The organism is Nostoc sp., assembly GCF_036917095.1.
In the GTDB taxonomy this organism is placed as follows: domain Bacteria; phylum Cyanobacteriota; class Cyanobacteriia; order Cyanobacteriales; family Nostocaceae; genus Nostoc.
In genome coordinates this window covers 1-21,405 of the sequence record NZ_JBALFH010000049.1, presented here as the reverse complement: position 1 = coordinate 21,405, position 21,405 = coordinate 1, and the positions used below count along the sequence as shown (strand labels likewise).

Genomic DNA, 21,405 nt, shown 5'->3' with positions numbered 1-21,405 from the left:
CTTAGCTGATACTTGAATTTTAAATCTATAAATTTTAAATATAATGTGTAAATTACGAGGAAAATTGGGTATTTTAGAATACAGAGGCAATTTTCCCATAGTTTTAACAAAACAAGATGACACAATACGCCCTTGTCGTTGAAATTGCTCAGTATGACAACAGTTTAGGCAGCCCGACTAAACCTATTAATGATACAGAGGCTGTGGCTAGCACAGAAAAATTTTTGCTAGTGGTAGATCGGTTTGAGGAAGTATTTACAGTTCGTGTAGATAAAGAAGAACGCCAGAGATTTAATGAACTACTAACTCAGGTAGTAGAGATTCATGATTCGCGGTTAGCAATTGTAATTACTATGCGAACGGATTTACTTGAATCCTATTTAGATAATCCCTCTCTGACTCACCTGATTCAAACCCAAGCAGTTTTGATGCCACCTTTAACTGGAGTTGATTTAAAGGAGACAATCACCGAACCTGCCAAGCTTCAGGATCGTAGTGTTGAAGAAGCACGAATATTAAAAATTATCCAAAATCTTAAACAAGAACCAGGACGTTTGCCATTGTTAGAGTTTGCCTTAACTAAACTCTGGAAGAAACGCAAGCAAAAGAAACATCAACTGACTTTAGAAGAGTATGAGAAGTTGGGAGGATTAACTGGGGCGTTGAATCTCCATGCAGAAAATGTTTATCACTACCAAGATTATGAGAAAGAATCCCCAACCCAAGAACGCAGTCAGCAAGAAAAAGAATGGATTAAGCAGATTTTTCTGCGGTTAGTGCGAACAGGAGAGGGAGAAAAGGATACTCGACAGCGCCAACTAAAAGCCACACTATTAAATATTGCAGGTGACGATGCCAATCAACAGCAACAACTTAGTGAGTTGCTAGATGGTGAAGCGGGATTGGTTAAGGGACGTTTATTAGTGACTGGGAAAGATGAAAAAGGAGAAACCTGGATTGATTTAGCCCATGAAGCTTTAATTGAAAGTTGGCAGCAGTTTGCCCAGTGGCGACAACAAGACCGAGACTTGCGGCCGTTGAGTGATACTCGGCGGGAATGGTTAAATGAAAGACCGGATGACAAATATTTAATGCAAAAGGAATTGCTGGCAGAAGTCAAGGATAGCTGGCAAGAATTACAATCACCCCAACAAGATGAGAATTTTTCCCAGCCCAGAGATGCTGATGAAAAAGACCGCATTGCCAAGCTAGAAAGGGCGCTTACTGAATCTCAGTTGCGAGAGAAAGCGGCTAGAGTAGAGAATTTATTGCCCTTCCAACCCCTAGATAGCCTAGTTTTGGCAATTCAAGCTATGGGTGAGAATCAAGAGAAACTACCCCAGCAGATTCTTGCACCAGTTCAGAACAGTTTGAATCGGGTGGTGAATAAAGCAAGAGTCTCTATTCCCTTCCGTGGTCATAAGGATAATGTCAATTCTGTCGCCATCAGCGGTGATGGACAGACGATTGTCAGTGGCGGTGCTGACGGCACGGTGCGGTTGTGGAACCACCAAGGTCTTCCCTTGATTGAACCATTGCGTGGTCATGAGGATGATGTCAATTCTGTCGCCATCAGCGCCGATGGACAGACGATTGTTAGTGGCGGTGCTGACGGCACGGTGCGGTTGTGGAACCGCCAAGGTCTTCCCTTGATTGAACCATTGCGTGGTCATAAGGATGATGTCAATTCTGTCGCCATCAGTGCCGATGGGCAGACGATTGTTAGTGGCGGTGCTGACGGCACGATGCGGTTGTGGAACCGCCAAGGTCTTCCCTTAGCTGAACCATTGCGCGGTCATGAGGATTATGTCAATTCTGTCGCCATCAGTGCCGATGGGCAGACAATTGTTAGTGGTAGTGTTGACGGCACGGTGCGGTTGTGGAACCGCCAAGGTCTTCCTTTAGCTAAACCATTGCACGGTCATAAGGATGATGTCTCTTCTGTCGCCATCAGCGGCGATGGGCAGACGATTGTTAGTGGCGGTGTTGATGGCACAGTGAGGTTGTGGAACCTGCAAGGTCTTTCCTTAACTGAACCATTGCGCGGTCATGAGGGTTTGGTCTATTCTGTCGCCATCAGCGCTGATGGGGAGACGATTGTCAGTGGCAGTGTTGACGGCACAGTGCGGTTGTGGAACCGTCAGGGTCTTTCCTTAACTGAACCATTGCGCGGTCATGAGGGTTTGGTCTATTCTGTCGCCATCAACGCTGATGGGCAGACGATTGTTAGTGGCGGTGATGGCGGCACAGTGCGGTTGTGGAATCGCCAGGGTCTTCCCTTGGCTGAACCATTGCGCGGTCATGAGGGTAATATTAGGTCTGTCGCCATCAGCGGCGATGGGCAGACGATTGCCAGTGGCGGTACTGACGGCACGGTGCGGTTGTGGAACCTGCAAGGTCTTCCTTTAGTTGAACCATTACGCGGCCATGAGGGTTGGGTCTATTCTGTCGCCATCAGCGGCGATGGGCAGACGATTGCCAGTGGCGGTACTGACGGCACGGTGCGGTTGTGGAACCTGCAAGGTCTTCCCTTGGCTGAACTATTGCGTGGCCATGAGGGTTGGGTCTATTCTGTCGCCATCAGCGGCGATGGGCAGACGATTGTCAGTGGCGGTAGTGACGGCACGGTGCGGTTGTGGAACCGCCAAGGTCTTCCCTTAGCTGAACCATTGCGCGGTCATGAGGGTTGGGTCTATTCTGTCGCCATCAGCGTCGATGGGCAGACGATTGTTAGTGGCGGTGATGACGGCACGGTGCGGTTGTGGAATCTGCAAGGTCTTTCCTTAGCTGAACCATTCCGCGGTCATGAGGGTTTTGTCAATTCTGTCGCCATTAGCGGCGATGGGCAGACGATTGTTAGTGGCGGTACTGATGGCACGGTGCGGTTGTGGAACCGCCAAGGTCTTCCCTTGGCTGAACCATTGCGCGGTCATAAGGGTTGGGTCTATTCTGTCGCCTTTGCCTTGCAACGTGATGCGAACAGCGCCGATGGGGAGACGATTGTCAGTAGCGGTGATGACGGCACAGTGCGGTTGTGGAACCTGCAAGGTCTTCCCTTAGCTGAACCATTGCGTGGTCATGAGGGTTGGGTCTATTCTGTCGCCATCAGCGGTGATGGGCAGACGATTGTTAGTGGCGGTGAAGATGGCACGGTGCGGTTGTGGCGCGGTGACTGGCGTGCATGGTTGCAAGTCTGTTGTGACAGGTTACGTTACCATCCTGTCTTCACCAATCCGCAAACAGAGGAAGCAAAAGCCGCCTGCGAAACCTGCCATAAATATGTTTGGAGTAAAGTACGCGGGTAAGGAAGGGCACGGCATTGCCGTGCCTCTACTAAGGGCTTTACTCGACTCAATTGCAAGTCACCATTTAGGCTCAGAACTCCAGCTTTTAGCTTCAAAACTTGGAAGTTCATGCTCAAAACTCGGAACTTCGTTTTCAGAAGTGCAACATCTGAAATCCAAAAGTAGGTTATGGTGAGTGAAAGGCGATCGCTTACCCTTTGAACTCCAACATTCGAGATTGAAGGGTCAATGATGATGAATCATGATGATGAATCAAAGGCGATCGCTTCCATAATTATTAGCATAATTGTGGCGATCGCTTTGAATCAACCACTAGGCCTGATTTCTACAGAAATGGTTTTTCGTGGTTCGTACCATTTTTTCAATCCTTTTCTCCGTGGTGATGGTTGTAACACTGTTCCCTATCTTGTTGAACGTCAAAAGCTGTTTGGATTAGTCAAAACCACGCATAAGCGCTATCGGCACATTGACGCTTACACAAAACATATTTGGGCTTTATCTTCTTAAGTTGACACCAATGAGCATTGCCGTGTCCCGACGATAAATCTATATGTATTAGGGTTTGTGTGAAATGGTATAACGGCAACCCACTGCTTTGGTATTTTTACCCTAAAGAGAGAAGATTTCCAAATCGAGACAAAGTAGAATTAAAGATAAATATCACAAGCTGTTTATGCAATGGGCTAATTTTCTAGCCAAAGAAGCTGCTATTAATGGCTTATCTCTAGAGCAAACAGCAGCTTTTGCAAAGTATTTTAATACAGAAAACTTAGGTAAAAATGAAGCTAAACTTGCCAGCGAATTAAACGTTGATATTGCTGTTTTTAGGAAGTGGATGGATGAGGTATATGACAAGTTCGCCCAGAATTATCCTGAGTTAAGTATTTCCAACACTCCGGGCAAATTAGAAAAGTTACAAGCTTACCTGAGCGCGAAATATAATAGCGAATTGGATGTCCTCAAACCATTGGCAGCAATGAAATTCTTAAAATTGCTGGTGGTTCGAGAACGACTGCAAAAAGAACCTTGGGTTGCAAGAAGAATTTGTAAATTTTTGGGATATTTACCTTTGGCGTTAGAGTTAGTGGGGCAATATCTAGATAAAATTCCAGATTTGTCTCTGGAAACACTACTGAAGCAGCTAGAGAAAAAGCGAGTGGAACACGAACCAGTAGTCAATGCTAACTCATTGATGCCTTATGAATACGGTGTAACTGAAGCTTTTGAATTGAGTTGGGAACAGCTGGATGAGAATGCACAAAACTTTGGCTGTCTGCTAAGTTTGTGTGCCTTAGCTGACATTCCTTTATCTGTTGAGACAAGAGAAGATTATAAAAAACAACAACTCGATAAGAAAGCTATAGCCGATTTACTGGAATTGCATTTACTACAACAGAAAAATAAAGGAATTTATCGTCTAAATCCACTGATTCGGCAACTTTTCCAAATGAAGTTGGAAAAGTCAAGTGAGGCGGATGAAGCAAAAACTAAATTTGCAGCAATGATGTTAGAGGTAGCAAAGCTAATTCCGCAACAGCCTAACCCTGAAGAAATTCTCAATCTCACTCCACATATCCCGCATATTACAGAAGTTGCAACCCACCTATCCCAATATCTGGGCGATGAAAATCTAATCGCTCTGTTTACCAAATTAGCTTGGTTTTATCAAGGTCAAGGACTTTATCAGCAAGCAGAACCTTGGTTACAAAAGTGTGTAGAATTGACTCAAAATCGTCTTGGTTTGGAACATACCGATGTCGCTGCTAGTCTGAACAATTTGGCATTACTGTACGAATCTACAGGACGCTACAGCGAAGCCGAACCCTTACTTAAGCAAGCTTTAGAACTTAAAAAACGTTTGCTGGGAAGCAACCATCTTGATGTCGCCACTAGCCTGAACAATTTAGCAGGACTCTACAAATCTACAGGACGCTACAGCGAAGCCAAAGCGCTGTATAAGCAAGCTTTAGAACTGAGAAAACGCCTGCTGGGAGGCAACCATCTCGATGTCGCCACTAGCCTAAACAATTTAGCATTACTGTACGAATCTACAGGACGCTACAGCGAAGCCGAACCCTTATTTCAGCAAGCTTTAAAACTGAGACAACGCCTGCTGGGAGAAGAACATACCGATGTCGCCACTAGCCTGAGCTATCTCGCATTACTGTACGAATCTACAGGACGCTATAATAAAGCCGAACCTTTGTATCACCAAGCTTTAAAACTGTGGAAACGCTTAGTGGGAGAAGAACATCCCCATGTCGCCACTAGCTTGAACAATTTAGCAGCATTGTACTGTTATACAGGACGCTACAGCGAAGCCGAACCTTTGCTTAAGCAAGCTTTAGAACTGAGAAAACGCCTGTTGGGAGGGGAACATACCGATGTTGCCACTAGCCTGAACAATTTAGCACAACTATACGAATCTACAGGACGCTACAGCGAAGCCGAACCCTTGTATAAGCAAGCTTTGGAATTGAGTAAACGCCTGCTGGGAGACAACCATCCCGATGTCGCCATTAGCCTGAACAATCTAGCAGCACTCTACCGTTATACAAGACGCTACAGGAAAGCCAAACCCTTATTTGAGCAAGCTTTGACAATTTGTGAACGGACTTTAGGTGCAAGTCATCCGACTACTGTGACGGTTCGGGCAAATTATGCCAGCTTTTTAAGAGAAGCATATCACTAGCGATCGCCTCTGGCACGCTACGCGATCGCTGCGCCTAATTTGTAATTCGTAATTAGTTAAAATAATATTCCCCCTCTCCATCACAGAAGAAGGGGTTAGATTCTACTTACATCCTAAAGATTTGCGAGTATCCACACCAGTTTTAGAATTCACACCACTTGCCTTAACACAAAGCTTTTTCACTTGTATCCCATCTAAAATTGCATTCGTAAAATCAGCACCTGTGACATTTACATCATCAAAAATGGAACGCAGCATCATTGCATCGGTCAACACAGCATCGCTTAAATCAGCATCCTTGAACTTTGTTAGATAGGCTATGCCTTCGCTAAAATCAGCACCATGCAGATTTACTCCCTCCAATAAGGTACCGTTAAACACACCGCCACGTAAGTCAGCATTGCTAAAATTAGCATTCTCTAATTTGAGATTGGTAAACTCACTGCCAATTAAACTTTGACCAGAGTAATCCTTGCCCTTAAGTTCATCATTACCCACAGAACGAGTAATACTGGAAGAACTTGCAGCTTGTGCCGATAGGGGAAAGAAAAAAAGAACCATAGCTAAAACAAAGCTAGCTAAAAGTCGCCAATATTTCATAATCTCTTCTTAATAAATCTCAACACTTCCACCATTAACTATTAAACCTCACAGAAGAGGACAAGGCAGACAAAGAAAATAACTATGCCCAATACCTAATGCTCCAGTTTGATCTACAAGACTGTCAAACCAGAAAGCATCTCGTAGGATGATAGATGTTGAGGTGCGATCGCAAAATTACCTGTGGCTAATCAAGAAGACAACGCCCAATCTCTGGCGCGAACCCCTTTATATCAATTGGGTATAAAACTCAGAGCACGCTTTACCAGCTTTGGGGGCTGGGAAATGCCTGTGCAATTTAGTGGCATTAGCCGCGAACACGAGGCTGTAAGAAATACAGCCGGAATGTTCGATATTTCCCATATGGGCAAATTTACCCTTCAAGGTAAAAACCTGATTTCCCAACTCCAGCCTCTTGTGCCTTCAGACTTGAGTCGTTTGCAAACCGGTCAAGCACAATACACCGTATTGTTAAATCCCCAAGCCGGAATTATTGACGACATCATTGTCTATTATCAAGGTAAAGACGCCACTGGGACACAGCGAGCATTCATCATAGTCAATGCGGCAACCTCCAGTAAAGATAAAGCATGGTTATTGCAACACCTTGACTTGGATAAAGTCCAATTCCAAGACCTTTCACCAGAAAAAGCCTTAATCGCCGTGCAAGGGCCAAAAGCGATTAAATATCTTCAGCCCCTAGTGCAAGAAGACTTACAACCAATCAAAGCCTTCGGACATTTGGAAGCAACCTTACTAGGTAAACCTGCCTTCCTAGCCCGCACAGGTTACACGGGGGAAGATGGCTTTGAGGTGATGGTAGATCCGGATGTGGGAGTAGAATTGTGGCAAAGTCTCCATAATGCTGGCGTTATCCCCTGTGGACTCGGTGCGAGAGACACTCTGCGGCTAGAAGCGGCGATGGCACTTTACGGGCAAGATATTGATGACACCACCACACCCTTAGAAGCCGGTTTGGGGTGGCTAGTTCACTTAGATACCAAAGGCGATTTTATTGGCCGGGAGGTTTTGGCAGAGCAAAAAGCCGCTGGAGTGCAGCGTCGATTGGTCGGTTTACAAACCCAAGGACGCAACATTGCCCGTCACGGTTACCAAGTGTTATCCGCAGGGAAAGTTGTGGGAGAAGTTACCAGTGGCACCCTGTCGCCCACACTTGGTTATCCTGTTGCCTTAGCCTACGTTCCCACCCAGCTAGCAACTGTTGGTCAGCAGCTAGAAGTCGAAATTCGCGGCAAAGCTTATCCAGCAGTTGTAGTTAAACGTCCCTTTTATCGGTCAAAAAATCGTGTTGTCAACTGATAAGCGCCGGGGTTTTTGAGGAATAATGTGTTGTGAGTTAGTCAATCTACAGTAAGGTTCATTACCAGATATGGCTTGGATGACTGTTAGGGCAATAATTTTTTTGATAAGGGAGAGGAAGTGATATGTCTTTTGAATATCCTCAAGATTTCAGATACCTGGATTCTCATGAATATGTGCGAATAGATGGTGAAATTGCCACCATTGGCATTACTGAATTTGCTGTACATGAATTGGGTGATATCGTCTTTTTGGAACTACCAGAAATTGGCGATGCTCTTACCAGGGGAGAAAACTTTGGCACAATTGAATCAGTGAAAGCCGTTGAGGAACTGAATTCACCAGTAACAGGCACCGTTATAGAACGGAATGAAGCCTTAATTAGTTCTCCCGAAGAAGTGTCAGAAGACCCCTACGGGGAAGGGTGGTTTTTGAAAGTGCGCGTCAATGACCCTGGCGAAGTTGAGGATGCCTTGACAGCTGATGAGTATCGCGCCCAAGTAGAAGGGGAGTAGGAGTGGGGGACAAGGGGGATAAGGTAAAATTTTCTCTCTTGGCTTCCCTATCTCCCACTCCACCAGAGTATAAGTCATGAAATTTAGATGAATTGAAAAGTTACACCTACTTCTCATGAGTATTTATTGCAAAATATTAAATAGTACCATCTGGAGAGTAATTTGTGGTATTAAACGCCCCTATTCTCAAGTCTAATGAGCAGCAAGTGCTGGACGAAAAAAGTCAAAAGTTAAGTAGTTTTGCGCCAAGGCACATTGGCCCTAACTCCGACGACATCCAGCAAATGCTTAAGGTTCTGGGGTTTCCCAGCCTGGATGCCCTAATCGACCAAACAGTTCCACAAGCAATTCGGCTGAAGCAACCGCTAAAGTTACCAGAAGGAGAAAGTGAGTATGCATCACTGGCGTTGTTAAAAAAAATTGCTGCCAAAAATCAGGTTTTCCGCTCATACATTGGCATGGGATATTACGACAGTATTACCCCACCTGTGGTTGGGCGTAACATCCTAGAAAACCCCGGTTGGTATACTGCCTATACTCCTTATCAGCCAGAAATAGCTCAAGGGCGATTGGAAGCGCTGCTGAATTTCCAAACTTTGATTATCGACTTAACAGGTTTGGAAATCGCCAATGCCTCGTTACTCGATGAAGCCACAGCCGTAGCGGAAGCAATGAGCCTAAGCTATGGTGTTTGTAAAAATCAGGCAAATGCCTATTTCGTCTCTGGTAACTGCCATCCCCAAACTATCGATGTGTTGCAAACACGCGCTAAACCATTAGGGATTAAGATTATTGTCGGCGATCATCAAACATTTGATTTTGAACAAGCAATTTTTGGGGCTGTTCTGCAATACCCTGCAAGTGATGGCACCATTTACGACTACCGCGCTTTTATAGAAAAAGCCCATGCTAAGGGTGCATTGGTAACGGTAGCAGCAGATCCTTTAAGTTTAACTTTGCTGACCCCTCCTGGGGAATTTGGCGCTGATATTGCTGTTGGTAGCACTCAACGGTTTGGTATTCCGTTGGGGTTTGGGGGGCCTCATGCGGCATACTTTGCTACGAAGGAAGAGTATAAACGGCTGGTTCCAGGGCGAATTGTGGGAGTGTCAAAGGATGCTCAAGGTAGGCCAGCATTGCGTCTTGCCTTGCAAACCCGCGAACAGCACATCCGCCGCGAAAAGGCTACTAGTAATATCTGTACTGCACAGGTGCTACTGGCGGTAATGGCGAGTATGTATGCTGTCTATCATGGCCCTGCTGGACTGAAGCAAATTGCTGAAAATATCCACCAGTTAACTTTAATGTTGGCAGCAGGACTAAAACATCTGGGTTACAAAATTAGTTCTGAAGATTTCTTTGATACACTGCGAGTGGAGTTGGGAGCACGCAGCCTAGAAGTAATTCTCGAAGCTTGTCAAACACGGAATATTAACCTGCGGATTTTTGATGACACTGCCGTTGGTATCTCTCTAGATGAAACAACTACAGTAGATGATTTGGTAGAGCTTTTGGAGATTTTTGCCGCGCCTGATAGTGTGTTTTTCGGTTTTAAAGAAATTGGAGACTTAATTGCAGCACAGCGCAAATCACCTCTACAAAACTCAAGCCTTACCCGTACCAGCACTTATCTCACCCACCCAGTTTTTAACCGCTATCACTCAGAAACTGAATTGCTGCGCTATCTGCACAAGCTAGAAAGCAAGGATTTGTCGCTAACGACATCAATGATTCCCTTGGGTTCTTGCACAATGAAGTTGAATGCGACATCTGAGATGATTCCGGTAACTTGGGAGGAATTTGGCAAGATTCACCCGTTTGCCCCCGCATCCCAAACTCAGGGTTACCAAAGCCTATTTAAGCAACTTGAGGCATGGTTAGCTGAAATTACTGGTTTTGCGGGAATTTCTCTACAACCAAATGCTGGTTCTCAAGGCGAATATGCAGGACTTTTAGTAATTCGTCAATATCACGAAAATCGTGGAGAAGGACACCGCAACGTCTGTTTGATTCCCACCTCGGCACACGGGACAAACCCAGCAAGTGCAGTGATGTGCGGCATGAAAGTGGTAGCTGTTGCCTGTGACTTACAAGGTAATATTGACGTTGATGACCTGAAGAAGAAGGCAGAAAAACACAGCAATGAATTAGCCGCCTTAATGGTGACATATCCCTCGACTCACGGTGTTTTTGAGGAGCCAATTCAGGAAATCTGCGCTGTTGTCCATAGTCACGGCGGACAAGTTTACATGGATGGGGCAAATATGAATGCCCAAGTGGGAATTTGCCGTCCTGGGGATATTGGCGCGGATGTCTGTCACTTGAATCTGCACAAAACCTTCTGTATTCCTCATGGTGGCGGTGGCCCTGGTATGGGGCCAATTGGCGTTGCTTCTCATCTTGTACCTTTTCTCCCCGGACACCCTGTTGTCACTATCAACGACTCAACTCAACACTCACATATTGGTGCTGTGGCGGCTGCGCCTTGGGGTAGTGCTAGTATTTTGGTGATTTCTTGGATGTACATCGCCATGATGGGTGCAGATGGTTTAACCCAAGCAACTAAGGTGGCGATTCTCAACGCTAACTACATCGCTAAGAGACTGGAATCGTACTATCCGGTTTTGTATCAGGGGAAAAATGGTCTAGTTGCCCATGAATGTATTTTAGATTTGCGATCGCTCAAAAAATCAGCTGCGATCGAAATCGATGATGTTGCCAAGCGTCTGATGGATTATGGTTTCCATGCGCCAACTGTCTCCTGGCCTGTAGGAGGTACAATCATGGTGGAACCTACAGAAAGTGAATCTAAACAAGAGTTAGATCGTTTCTGCGATGCGTTGATTTCTATTCGCCAAGAAATCGCTGAAATAGAAGTTGGCAAGGTGGATGTTCAAGATAATGTTTTGAAGAACGCACCCCATACTGCCGAAAGTCTTATCACCGGAGAATGGCAGCATCCCTATTCTCGCGAACAAGCTGCTTATCCTGCGCCTTGGACTCGCGAACATAAATTCTGGCCTGCTGTCGGTCGTATTGATGCGGCCTTTGGCGATCGGAATTTTGTTTGTTCTTGTCTGCCAATGGATGCTTATTAAACTGAAGTAAAGAGTTAGGAGTTAGGAACTAAAACTCCTAATTCCTCTAATTCTTCCTTTACAGATAAAGGCTGATACCCCAATGCAAATGCTTTGGAACTATCCAAAGAAACATCTGCTGGTCTAGGTGCTGCCATTTTCACGTCTTGTTGTCGGCAGGATTTAAGCTTGGTAGCGGGAAGTTGAAATACTTCCACTAATAGCTGTCCAAAATCATAACGGGAAATCCGCTCTTTGCCGCCTAAATGAATGATGCCGTTAACTTTTTCTAATGCTAATAAAAGACCTTTGGCGGCAGTTGTTCCACTTACTGGTGTCCGAAATTCATCTATAAATAAACTTAGTTCTTCTTCGGCTTTTAAAGTTTGAATAAATGACTGAATAAAGCTTTTAGCTGTGGGTGTTTCTGCACCAAACATCAACGGCATTCGACAGACTGCCGTCATCGGATATCTTTCTAGCATATCTGCTTCTGCGATCGCTTTTTGCTCGCCGTAAAGATTGACAGGGCACACGGCATCTGTTTCTCGATAGGGGGCATTTAAACCATCAAAAACTAAGTCGGTTGAAGTAAAAGCACAAGGAATAGAATTATCTGCACAAAGTCCGGCAATATTGCAGGATGCTATGACGTTAATTGCGTGTGATTCTTTGGGGTTTGTTTGACAAAAATTTGGTTGCGAATGTGCAGCGGTATGAATAACTGCTTCTGGTTTAATATAATTAAAGATACGTTTCAATTCCTGAAAATTTGTTAAGTTCGCTTTTAACATTTTCATGCCAGGAATTTCTAAAGGATGGGATAAATAAGTGCCATAAATCTCCCATTCTTGTTTTGCAAGTTGGCAAAGATGCCATCCCAAAAAACCACTTGCTCCAGTGATTAACAATTTTTTCATGTCTAAATCGTAAACCGCTCAAGAAAAAACCTTGTTATAGCAAGCTTATATTCTACACTGAGCGATGGTTACAAAATACTATTGAAGCAACTCCTTAAACTGCTTTTCACTACGCACTTTGCTAAAGTCTGGATCGGCTTTTGCCAATTTTTTGTACTTATCAGGAACAAGCTTGATTGCTTTATCTAAATTCTCAATTGCTAATTCGAGATTGCTTTGTAAAGCATAAGAGCAAGCTTTATTGTAATATGCTTGGTGTAAATCTTGCTTAATAGCGATCGCTCGATCGTAAGATGCGATCGCATCCTGGTAGCGGTGTAGTTTTGTCAGAGCAATGCCTCGGTTAATTAAGGCTTCATATTTGTCGGGTTGAATGGCGATCGCTTTGTCGTAAGATGTAATAGCATCTTTGTAGCGTTGCAACGATGTTAGGGCTATGCCACGGTTATACCAAGCTTCATATTTATCGGTTTTGATGGCGATCGCTTTGTCGTAGGATGTAAGAGCGTCACTGTAGCGTTGCAATGATGTTAAGGCTATGCCACGGTTAATCCAAGCTTCAGGACTCTCAGCTTTGATGGCGATCGCTTTGTCGTATGCTTTTATTGCATCTTCATAACGTTGTCCATCTAATAAATTATTACCTTTATGAAAGAAATCTTCTGCTTTCTGGGTAGCCTTCGCTTCTATGAAAAGTTGGGTTACATTACTTTCTTGCACAACTTGTGTAGTATTTTCTGTCGATGAGTTTGCCCCACCACTACAGCCAAATGCGAAGAAAGCTATCAAGCCAGATGCAATGAAGCAGCGCTGAAAAACCATGCTGTACCTACAAAACTTATAAGATGATATTAAAATTCGTTCGGTTTTTGAGTATTATCAAAATACACTAGTTTTTGCCCATTAATTTCCTTATATTTTCAGAAAGAGCTTTGTTGACGATGCATAGATATTTCTTAAAATCAAGCGTATGCTAGATTATCATATTAAATATGCATAAAGCAATTGTTTAAACCTATTTCACTAAAAAAACAAATATTTGTATTGCTCTATATATTGCAATTACAAGCTTTTGGTAATTTCCCCTTTAATTAAAAAGGGTGCGATCGTACTCATTTTTCGCCAAACAATGATGTTATTTGCTTTATTCTACCAAGCATCTAAGCTAATCATCATTCAAATTACGTCTTTGCATCTTTCTAGCGATTGGAACTATGCAACTTAAAATGGTGATTTGTATATTTATTTAATTATTGACAATAGCAGATGAAAAAAAGCAATTTAATACCTATGAAAGGATATTTTATATAATACCTTCATGTCTTTACGATCCTAAAATTATATTTTCAGTACAAATAAAGACATGAAGGCACAAAATAGATAAGAATAACCCGAACTGTGGAAGGCTTAACTAATCCCAAACACCGACTCAACAGTTGACTTAATCGAGTCTCTTGCATCCTTCAAGGTTTGGCTAATAGGATGTTTTGCCTGTAAAAATGCGCGGGCACAATTGCGTCCCGGCATCCCCGAAATTGAACCACCTGGATGAGTACCAGCACCAGTCAAAAATAGATTATCAATTGGTGTTTTGTAGTTGGCTATTTCTGGTAATGGCCGGAAAAATATCATCTGATCTAGGGTCATGTCAACATGATAATAATTCCCTTTGTACGCACCTAATCTTTCTCCTAGTTCTGCTGGACTTTCTACCCGACGGGCGATAGTTGCATTCTTGACATTCGGTGCATAGTCTGCCAACTTATCAACTACCTTATCTGCGACTTTGTTTTTCAATTCATCAGTCCAACCAGTACCTTTTAAACCAGTGCCTTCTGCACCGGCTATTTGATAAGGGGCAAAAAACTCAATCCATACAGTGTGCTTGCCTGGTGGTGCTAATGTGGGGTCTAAATAGCTAGGCATCACCACATACATTGATGGGTCAGCATCAGGAATCTCTCCCAAGGTACATTTACTATGAGCCTGTTCTACATGAGCCACGGAATCAGCAATTAAGATAGAACCGACGAGATATTCATCTTTGTGAGCGTGGTGTGGAAAGTGTAGTGGTTCGTCTAAAGCTAAGTCTATCTTGAGGATAGTTTCGTTGTTGTTAACGATGCGGCGTTCTAATCTTTCCCATAAATCAGGATCGGCTCCATCGATATCGCTTTTATCAGTCATTTGTAAGAACAACCGCTTGGCATCAATATTAGAAATAACCCCGTATTTGGCGCGATATTCTTTACCACCAGCAACCCGCACACCAACAGCTTTGCCATCATCAATTAAAACTTTTTCAACGTGCTGATCTGTGAGAATAACGCCACCTTTACTTGTGACTAAATTCACCAAAGCTTGCACAAGTGCGCCAGTTCCGCCGCGTGGTCTGGCCATTCCAGGGTTGTGACGCATCGCCATCATAATTGCACCAATGGCAAGAGTTTTTTGCGATGGCGGCGCACCAAGTTCTGCTGCGAGTCTGGCTAGTGGTGCTTTTAGAAATTCTTCATCAAACCACTCGTTAAGTAAATCCTCGGCGCTGGTTAACATGGTGCGAATAAAGTCCAGCGTTTTGTTTGGCGAACCAATAACCGAAAATAAATCTTTGAATTTTTTGACATCGTAGTTGCCAACGATATCTATGATTGACTTTGGCGGTGCATTAAACATCGGAATCATTGCACCGATCGCTCGCTGCCAAAAGTCTACAAATTCGGCGTATTTTTTGGCATCACGTTCGCTATAACGAGCAATTTCTGCACAAGTCTTTTCTAACGACTTATGTCCTAAGAAATACTTGCCATCAGGATGAGGACAGAAAACAACTGGATCGCACTCCAAATAATGCAAGCCGTATTTTTCTAGTTCTAATTCTTCAACAACTGGCCCCAAGTGAATAAATTCATGGTCAATAGCACACAAGTTAAATTTAAATCCAGGAGCCTCTTGTGGTAAACATTCTTCAGTTGTTGCTGCACCGCCTGGAACAGAACGCTTCTCTAGTAACAGGACGCTATAACCAGCTTTTAGCAAATAAGCTGCACAAACTAACCCATTGTGTCCAGCACCGATTAGCACAACATCATACTCTTGCATAGTTGAAATTTAGAAATAAGTAGCTTTCTAAATATTAGAAACATTTTACTACTTTTACATCATCCTTCAGTAGCAAAAATTATCTTTAACAACTGCCATACTACTAAGGAGATGAGAGCGTTTCTGATGATGGTATTTGCGTCATTTGAGTTTCTACGAGAAGCACTAAGCTACCAGTTTCTACTTTTATATCTTTAATATGAAACACCATATCTTCCCATTTAAAATATGGTATATTCATCAATTCTTTGGCTTTGTGCATTAAAGCTGTAACTAATTCTATGGAAATTCCCCCTCCCTCAGTGCAGTTAAAACTCTCCAGCATCGCGGGTTGTGAATGAGTGCGCGGACGTGCGATCGCAGTGTAACCGAAAGGGCGAGTATTTCCATTTTCCTTTAACAGTACTCTTCCCCTACATTCTATTTTGCCATCACCAGGTAAAAATATTTCAATTTTTTCTGCTTCAAAACTTACAATTTTACCATCTACATCCAAATCAAAGCTTTGCATCTGGCTGCGAACAAAGTCTGATGCCAAGGTGCGGTTCATATCTACTTCTGTGAGGATAATCCGAGCGATGGCATTTACAGGCTCATTGAGTTCTATTTGACCAAAAATAGCGCTTAAAGGATTGATGTTAATACTTTCTGTTTGCAGTTTTATTTCCTGTACGCGAATGTCTTCTTGGATTACTAATCCTTGTCCTGTAACTGAAACACTATCCGCTTGTCCCTGAACTATTTTCAACAGATCGGTTTGTACATCTATTTCTATTTTTTCTGCTTCATCTAGCTTTTCAGATATTCTTCTTTCAGCTTCCTGGGATAAAAATTGTTCTTCCAACCGATGCTGATCAGGCATGAATTAGTAATCTCCTAAATTCCTCTTACTATTTACTGTAAAGGCTAGATGCTAATGAGCGGATCTACATTCCGGTATATGCAAGTCGGAGGATTGAGTAATCAACTAGAAAGTATTGTTTGTCTTTTAATTTTTGCTTTTTTAGTCACAACCATTTTTACACCACCGCTAGGGATAATTGTAATACCACGACGAACTGGATGTACTGGACGTTTATCAGTAAGGCTTAGTTGAAAATGGGACAATATTATGGCTGTTACTAATTTTAGTTCGTACATAGAAAATGCCGCACCAATGCAACCGCGATAACCTCCACCAAAGGGTAAATATTCGTAAGGTGAAAATTTTTGGTTGAGAAATCTTTCCGGACGAAACTGTTCTGGTTCTGAGTAAGTGTCCGTTCGGCGATGTGCTAAATGAATACAGGGAACTAAAATTATTTTTCATGTAAATTCACATCCCATAATTTACAGCCTATCTTTTACCATTCGCGGCGTGCAAATTAAAGCAATAGGATGAATTTGCAGTGTTTCTTGACAGACAGCGGTGAGATAAGGTAATTGTGTAATTGCTTCAGGATTTGTGAGATTGTCCAAGGTATTTAATTCTTGCATTAACCGATGTTTTACCTTTGGGTGAGAGTGAATTAAATAAAATATCCAAGCTAATACGCCAGATGTAGTTTCGTAATCCAATGGCAATAATGAAAATAGTTGAGCGCGTAATTTATCATCTGTCATCTGTTGTCCATTTACGTCACGCGCTGACATCAGCAGACTGAGAATATCTGTACGCGCAGCATCATTTTGCCAACGTCTTTTGGTGATGTTAAAATGCCTTGTATTGGTGTATCTCCTCAGTCTTAAAATCCATTGTTTTTACAGTTGTAATATATTAAAATCCCCCATAAACCTCTTTAAAAGAGGGCTATGGGGGATTGTTTAAAAGCATTGAAAATCTATCTAAATGTATAGATGATTGAAAGTTTGCTGAACGCAACCATTAAACCTCGCAGCATCAAACAGTGGTTGTCTGGAGGATGGAAGACTTCACCTGACGTTGACTCGTGATAACCATCTCAATGGGACGATCTAGCCCTGTCACTAAACCACGGCGTTTAGGTCGCACTTCACCATTGTCAACAAGTTCTAATTCGAGGCTGGAAAGGATTTTGGCAAGTGCTAGCTTCATTTCCAACTGGACAAAGGCTAGACCAATACAACGCCTTGCACCACCGCCAAAGGGCAAATATTCATAAGGTGAAAATTGCCGTTCTAAAAAACGTTCTGGCTTAAACTGCTTAGATTCTGGGTAAATATCTTCTCGGTGGTGGGTTAGATAAATAGAACCAATTAAGACTGTACCCGGTTCTAATTCGTAACCGCCCAGCGATATCGGGGTTCTTACTTTTCTGGGAAAAGTTAGTATACCTACGGGGTAAATCCGCAATGTCTCGGAACAAACAGCGTTGAGATAAGGTAATTTGAAAACGGTGCCAGGATCTGGGTTATCGCCCAAGCCATCTAATTCTTGCAGTAGCTTTTGGCGCACTGATGGTAGTTTGTGAATCCAGTAGAATGCCCATGCTAAGGCTGTCGCGGTGGTTTCATGACCGGCAACTAACAGAGTCATCAATTCATCGCGTAACTCTTCATCAGTCATGGGTTGACCGGCTTCATCTCTAGCAGCCATGAGTAAGCTAAGAATATCCGTGCGTGATGAATCTACTTGTTCTCGACGTTCCCGAATTTCCTCGTAGAGGAGGTTATCAGCTTCTTGCTGAAGGCGCATCTGGTTTCCCCAGAAGTTAATCGGGCCAAAATCCCTTTGGAAAGCTGGAAAATAAAGCAAAGCCACACTTAAGCGAGAACTGGCCTTTTCTAAAAGATCGCCCAAAAATTGCTGGAGTTTTTCGGCGCGAGGCCCTTCATGTAGACCAAATACAGCTTGCATAATCACCCGCAGGGTAATAGCTTGGGTTGCAGACCGAATATTGAAGGGTTTGCCTATCTGGTATTGGCTGATGACTTGCTTAGTGACATCGGTAATCACCTGGCTATAGTTTCGCATTCTTTCGCCGTGAAACGGAGGCATTAACAACTGACGTTGGCGCTGGTGTTCTGCGCCACTGATGGTAATCAGAGAATGCTTGCCCAATAAAGGTTCAAACAGCTGATTTAGATCGCCAGGCGCTTCCAATTCCTTGGTATCATTTGTCAAAATTTGCTGTTGCGCTTGGGGATTGCTGACAATCACCATAGGAGGAAGATTTTTGTCTAATCTGAGAGTAAAAATATCGCCATAGCTTTTGGCACAAGCCTCCATAAATGACATAGGATTAACGATCCAGCGCATCATCTGTAAAACTGTTGGCATTTTCGGGCCGTTTGGCAGTTTCATAAATTTTTTTTCCTACTTAATATTTTTTGTTACTTCAAGTAACCGAAATTTCGGTTGCGTGACCATTTAAAGTACTTATTCTAACGTTGCAAAAAAGCAATAAACTGTTACAACCTCGAAGATGTAAAATTTTTGTTAAATTCAACGTGCATCTACAGTTTCATCTAATCGTTAAAAGGTACTCAGCATGACTGCAATCTCTCCAAAGGCATCTTCAGCGCTTCCCAATTTTTCTGAAGGGATTCAATATTTTGGTGAAGTTTTACCAGATTTTGAAACTTATGGTGCAACACCTGCTATTGAGTCGGGCAAAGTAGCGATCGCATCTCCCACAGACAAAGCAGCTGTATATCAAACTTTACTGGCTGCCGATGCCCTCCGCTACCTGACTTTGCAAGTTACTGCTAGTAAAGCTTCTGGGCATCCCGGCGGGTTCGCCAGCCAAGCAGAAGCTTACGCATCTCTTGTCATGCTGGGATACAAGAACATTATTACCGAAGTCGGACACCACGCCCCCGGATTTTATAGTGCTATGTTCTTGGATCGTTCGCTAGAGGACATGGGAATTTTTACAGTCCAACAATTGCGCGATCGCTTTCGAGAAAAGCACGGACTTTTAGGACACCTTTCTGGTTTCATCCCCGGTATTCTCGCACCTGCGGGGCCTTTGGGACAAGGGCAACACTTTGCAATGGCGGCTGCACTGTTACACAAAGATAAATTATTCCCTTTCACAGTTGGCGATGGTGGATTGGGTGAGCCTTATATTGTAAGTGCGATCGCACATTTCCATACTGCTTATCCTGCTGTCACCAATTTCTTGCCAGTGTTGGTGTGGAACGGTTACAGCCAAGAACATCACAGCATGGTTTCCCTGAAAACCAACGAACAGATGCAAGCATATTGGCAAGGTAACGGTTTTGATGAAGTGGTATTAGTGGATGCCAAAGATTTCGACGATCAAAATCAACAAGGGGATTACGTTGATAGTACCGCCTTTTCCTTTGATAAACGCCTAGAATTCACTGAAGCAGTACTTTCCGGTGTAGATAAAGCAGCGCGATCGGCCCTTGGTGGTAAACTTACCGTCTTCATTATTAAACAACTCAAAGGTGCAGGAGTTCACGCGCGGGGTGCAAAATCTCACAACCTGTATCCTAAAGATACGCTGGATGCGCCGCATATTGTTAGTGCATTGCAAACCCGCGCTTTATCTGCGGAAGCTTGGCAATTAGTCAGAACAAATGCCGAACGCGCCGGTGGTGGCCCAGCAGCAAAAACTGTGGTGACAGAATTTGAATTTCCATTACCAGAATTAGGCGAATTACCTTTAGAAGAATATGCAGTTGGTGGCGAACCCAAAGTTTCTACAACCGCAATGGGAAGATTGGTAGGAATCGTAGGAAATAAAGACCGGAATTTTCTCGTTACCAACGCCGACGGTAATGAAGCATCAGGAATTGCTAACATCAACCAAGCATTAAAGATTATCCACCCTACAACCGACGACTTATATTACCAAGCACCAAATGGACAAGTTTATGAACCATTGAGTGAAGATGCTTGTGCAGGTTTAGCTGCGGGTTTAGCGTTAATGGGTGCGAGAACTTTGTGGTGTTCTTACGAATCTTTTGCCATCAACGGATTACCAATTTGGCAAACTGTAACCCAATCAATGGCAGAATTACGCCGTCAAACTCCCTCGACTATTACTTTATTCACAGCTGGCGCATTAGAGCAAGGGCGCAACGGTTGGACTCACCAACGTCCCGAAATTGAAGCTTACTTTGCTTCGTTGATGCGAAATGGAAATGTTTTCCCATTATTTCCGCCTGATGCTAATAGTATTCAAGCCTGTTATGATTGGGCGTTGAAAACTAAGAATAAGGGAATTGTAATTACAGCTAGTAAATCGCCATTGCCAATTCGCACAACTTTAGAACAAACTCGTCAAGGGTTACGCGATGGTGCGGTGCTATTGCATGAAGTTGCTGGCGATCGACAAGTTGTATTTGCTGTGATTGGCGATTTAACATTAATACCAGTATTTGAAGCTGCTGCTTTCTTAGAAACTGAAGGTATTGGCGTGAAGATAGTTACTGTCATCAATCCTCGGCAATTGTACCGTAGCCATGATACTGCTTGGGATACTTGTTCTGAACCTGAAGGCGGTTTCTTGGATGATGCGAAATTTGCCGAATTATTTGATGGCGATGCGCTAATTGCGGTGACGGGTGGTGCTGCGGGGATGCTAGAACCAATTTTGTTACGGAGTACAGCGAAGCGTGACACCTTTGCGTGGAAACGTGGGGAAACTACAGCCAGTGCTGGAGAGTTGATGGCATTTAATGGATTGACTGCTGAAGCGTTAACGAAACGTGCGATCGAGTTAGTGCATTAAGTTAGTTTTTGTAAGTAGAAAAGTATGAATTTTAGCCGCATATATACGCGGATAGATGCCGATAGATTGGCGTTTTGAAGCGTATATTTACGGTTATTTTTATAATTTTAATGTATTATAGGACTAGTATTTGATTTCTGAAAAAGATCCGTACATTTGAAGAGTGTCAAAATCAAAGGTAGTGTGTCGGAGAAACCATTCAAACATCCAC

General features: G+C 43.3%; 12 protein-coding genes and 2 pseudogenes. 7 read left to right on the top strand and 7 right to left on the bottom strand.

Annotated elements, in window-relative coordinates; translation table 11 throughout:
- The first annotated feature begins 116 nt into the window (after window positions 1-116).
- The 3 genes and pseudogenes from V7L01_RS29785 to V7L01_RS29775 all read left to right on the top strand — a co-directional run bounded on the left by V7L01_RS29785 (window position 117) and on the right by V7L01_RS29775 (window position 5,997).
- Window positions 117-3,305: a WD40 repeat domain-containing protein gene (locus V7L01_RS29785; RefSeq protein WP_335041351.1), complete on the top strand. Its 3,189-nt coding sequence runs from the start codon at window positions 117-119 to the stop codon at window positions 3,303-3,305.
- A 276-nt stretch (window positions 3,306-3,581) separates the two neighbouring features.
- Window positions 3,582-3,812, top strand: a pseudogene (locus tag V7L01_RS29780) (IS4 family transposase); the annotation flags it as partial.
- Between the two features lie 166 nt (window positions 3,813-3,978).
- Window positions 3,979-5,997, top strand: coding sequence for a tetratricopeptide repeat protein (locus tag V7L01_RS29775; protein ID WP_335041349.1), 2,019 nt, complete (start codon window positions 3,979-3,981; stop codon window positions 5,995-5,997).
- A gap of 102 nt (window positions 5,998-6,099) precedes the next feature.
- Here V7L01_RS29775 and V7L01_RS29770 read toward each other — a convergent pair whose 3' ends face one another.
- On the bottom strand, window positions 6,100-6,597 hold the full coding sequence (locus tag V7L01_RS29770) for a pentapeptide repeat-containing protein (RefSeq protein ID WP_335041347.1): 498 nt from the start codon (window positions 6,595-6,597) through the stop codon (window positions 6,100-6,102).
- 183 nt (window positions 6,598-6,780) lie between these two features.
- Between V7L01_RS29770 and gcvT the strand changes: the two genes are divergently transcribed.
- The 3 genes from gcvT to gcvP all read left to right on the top strand — a co-directional run bounded on the left by gcvT (window position 6,781) and on the right by gcvP (window position 11,530).
- Window positions 6,781-7,917, top strand: a complete 1,137-nt coding sequence (gene gcvT / locus V7L01_RS29765; protein ID WP_335041345.1) for a glycine cleavage system aminomethyltransferase GcvT — start codon at window positions 6,781-6,783, stop codon at window positions 7,915-7,917.
- Window positions 7,918-8,042: 125 nt separating this feature from the next.
- Window positions 8,043-8,432 carry a glycine cleavage system protein GcvH gene (gcvH, locus tag V7L01_RS29760; RefSeq protein WP_289797706.1) on the top strand — a complete coding sequence of 130 codons (390 nt, stop codon included), beginning with the start codon at window positions 8,043-8,045 and terminating at the stop codon, window positions 8,430-8,432.
- Between the two features lie 164 nt (window positions 8,433-8,596).
- Complete coding sequence (gcvP, locus tag V7L01_RS29755; protein WP_335041343.1) at window positions 8,597-11,530, top strand: aminomethyl-transferring glycine dehydrogenase; 2,934 nt, start codon at window positions 8,597-8,599, stop codon at window positions 11,528-11,530.
- A gap of 14 nt (window positions 11,531-11,544) precedes the next feature.
- Here the strand turns inward: gcvP and V7L01_RS29750 are convergent, their stop codons facing one another.
- From V7L01_RS29750 to V7L01_RS29725, 6 genes and pseudogenes are all read right to left on the bottom strand, one after another.
- Window positions 11,545-12,429: an SDR family oxidoreductase gene (locus V7L01_RS29750; protein ID WP_335041341.1), complete on the bottom strand. Its 885-nt coding sequence runs from the start codon at window positions 12,427-12,429 to the stop codon at window positions 11,545-11,547.
- A gap of 78 nt (window positions 12,430-12,507) precedes the next feature.
- Window positions 12,508-13,251: a tetratricopeptide repeat protein gene (locus V7L01_RS29745; protein WP_335041339.1), complete on the bottom strand. Its 744-nt coding sequence runs from the start codon at window positions 13,249-13,251 to the stop codon at window positions 12,508-12,510.
- Between the two features lie 585 nt (window positions 13,252-13,836).
- Window positions 13,837-15,531 carry a beta-carotene ketolase CrtO gene (gene crtO, locus V7L01_RS29740; RefSeq protein ID WP_335041336.1) on the bottom strand — a complete coding sequence of 565 codons (1,695 nt, stop codon included), beginning with the start codon at window positions 15,529-15,531 and terminating at the stop codon, window positions 13,837-13,839.
- Between the two features lie 103 nt (window positions 15,532-15,634).
- Window positions 15,635-16,393 (bottom strand): LmeA family phospholipid-binding protein, encoded by a 759-nt coding sequence (locus V7L01_RS29735; RefSeq protein ID WP_335041334.1) that lies wholly within the window; start codon window positions 16,391-16,393, stop codon window positions 15,635-15,637.
- A 101-nt stretch (window positions 16,394-16,494) separates the two neighbouring features.
- A pseudogene (locus tag V7L01_RS29730) lies at window positions 16,495-17,220 on the bottom strand (cytochrome P450).
- A gap of 190 nt (window positions 17,221-17,410) precedes the next feature.
- Window positions 17,411-18,793: a cytochrome P450 gene (locus V7L01_RS29725; protein ID WP_335041332.1), complete on the bottom strand. Its 1,383-nt coding sequence runs from the start codon at window positions 18,791-18,793 to the stop codon at window positions 17,411-17,413.
- 187 nt (window positions 18,794-18,980) lie between these two features.
- On the opposite strand from V7L01_RS29725, the gene V7L01_RS29720 reads away from it, so the two are divergent.
- Complete coding sequence (locus V7L01_RS29720; protein ID WP_335041330.1) at window positions 18,981-21,194, top strand: phosphoketolase; 2,214 nt, start codon at window positions 18,981-18,983, stop codon at window positions 21,192-21,194.
- Window positions 21,195-21,405: the final 211 nt, after the last annotated feature.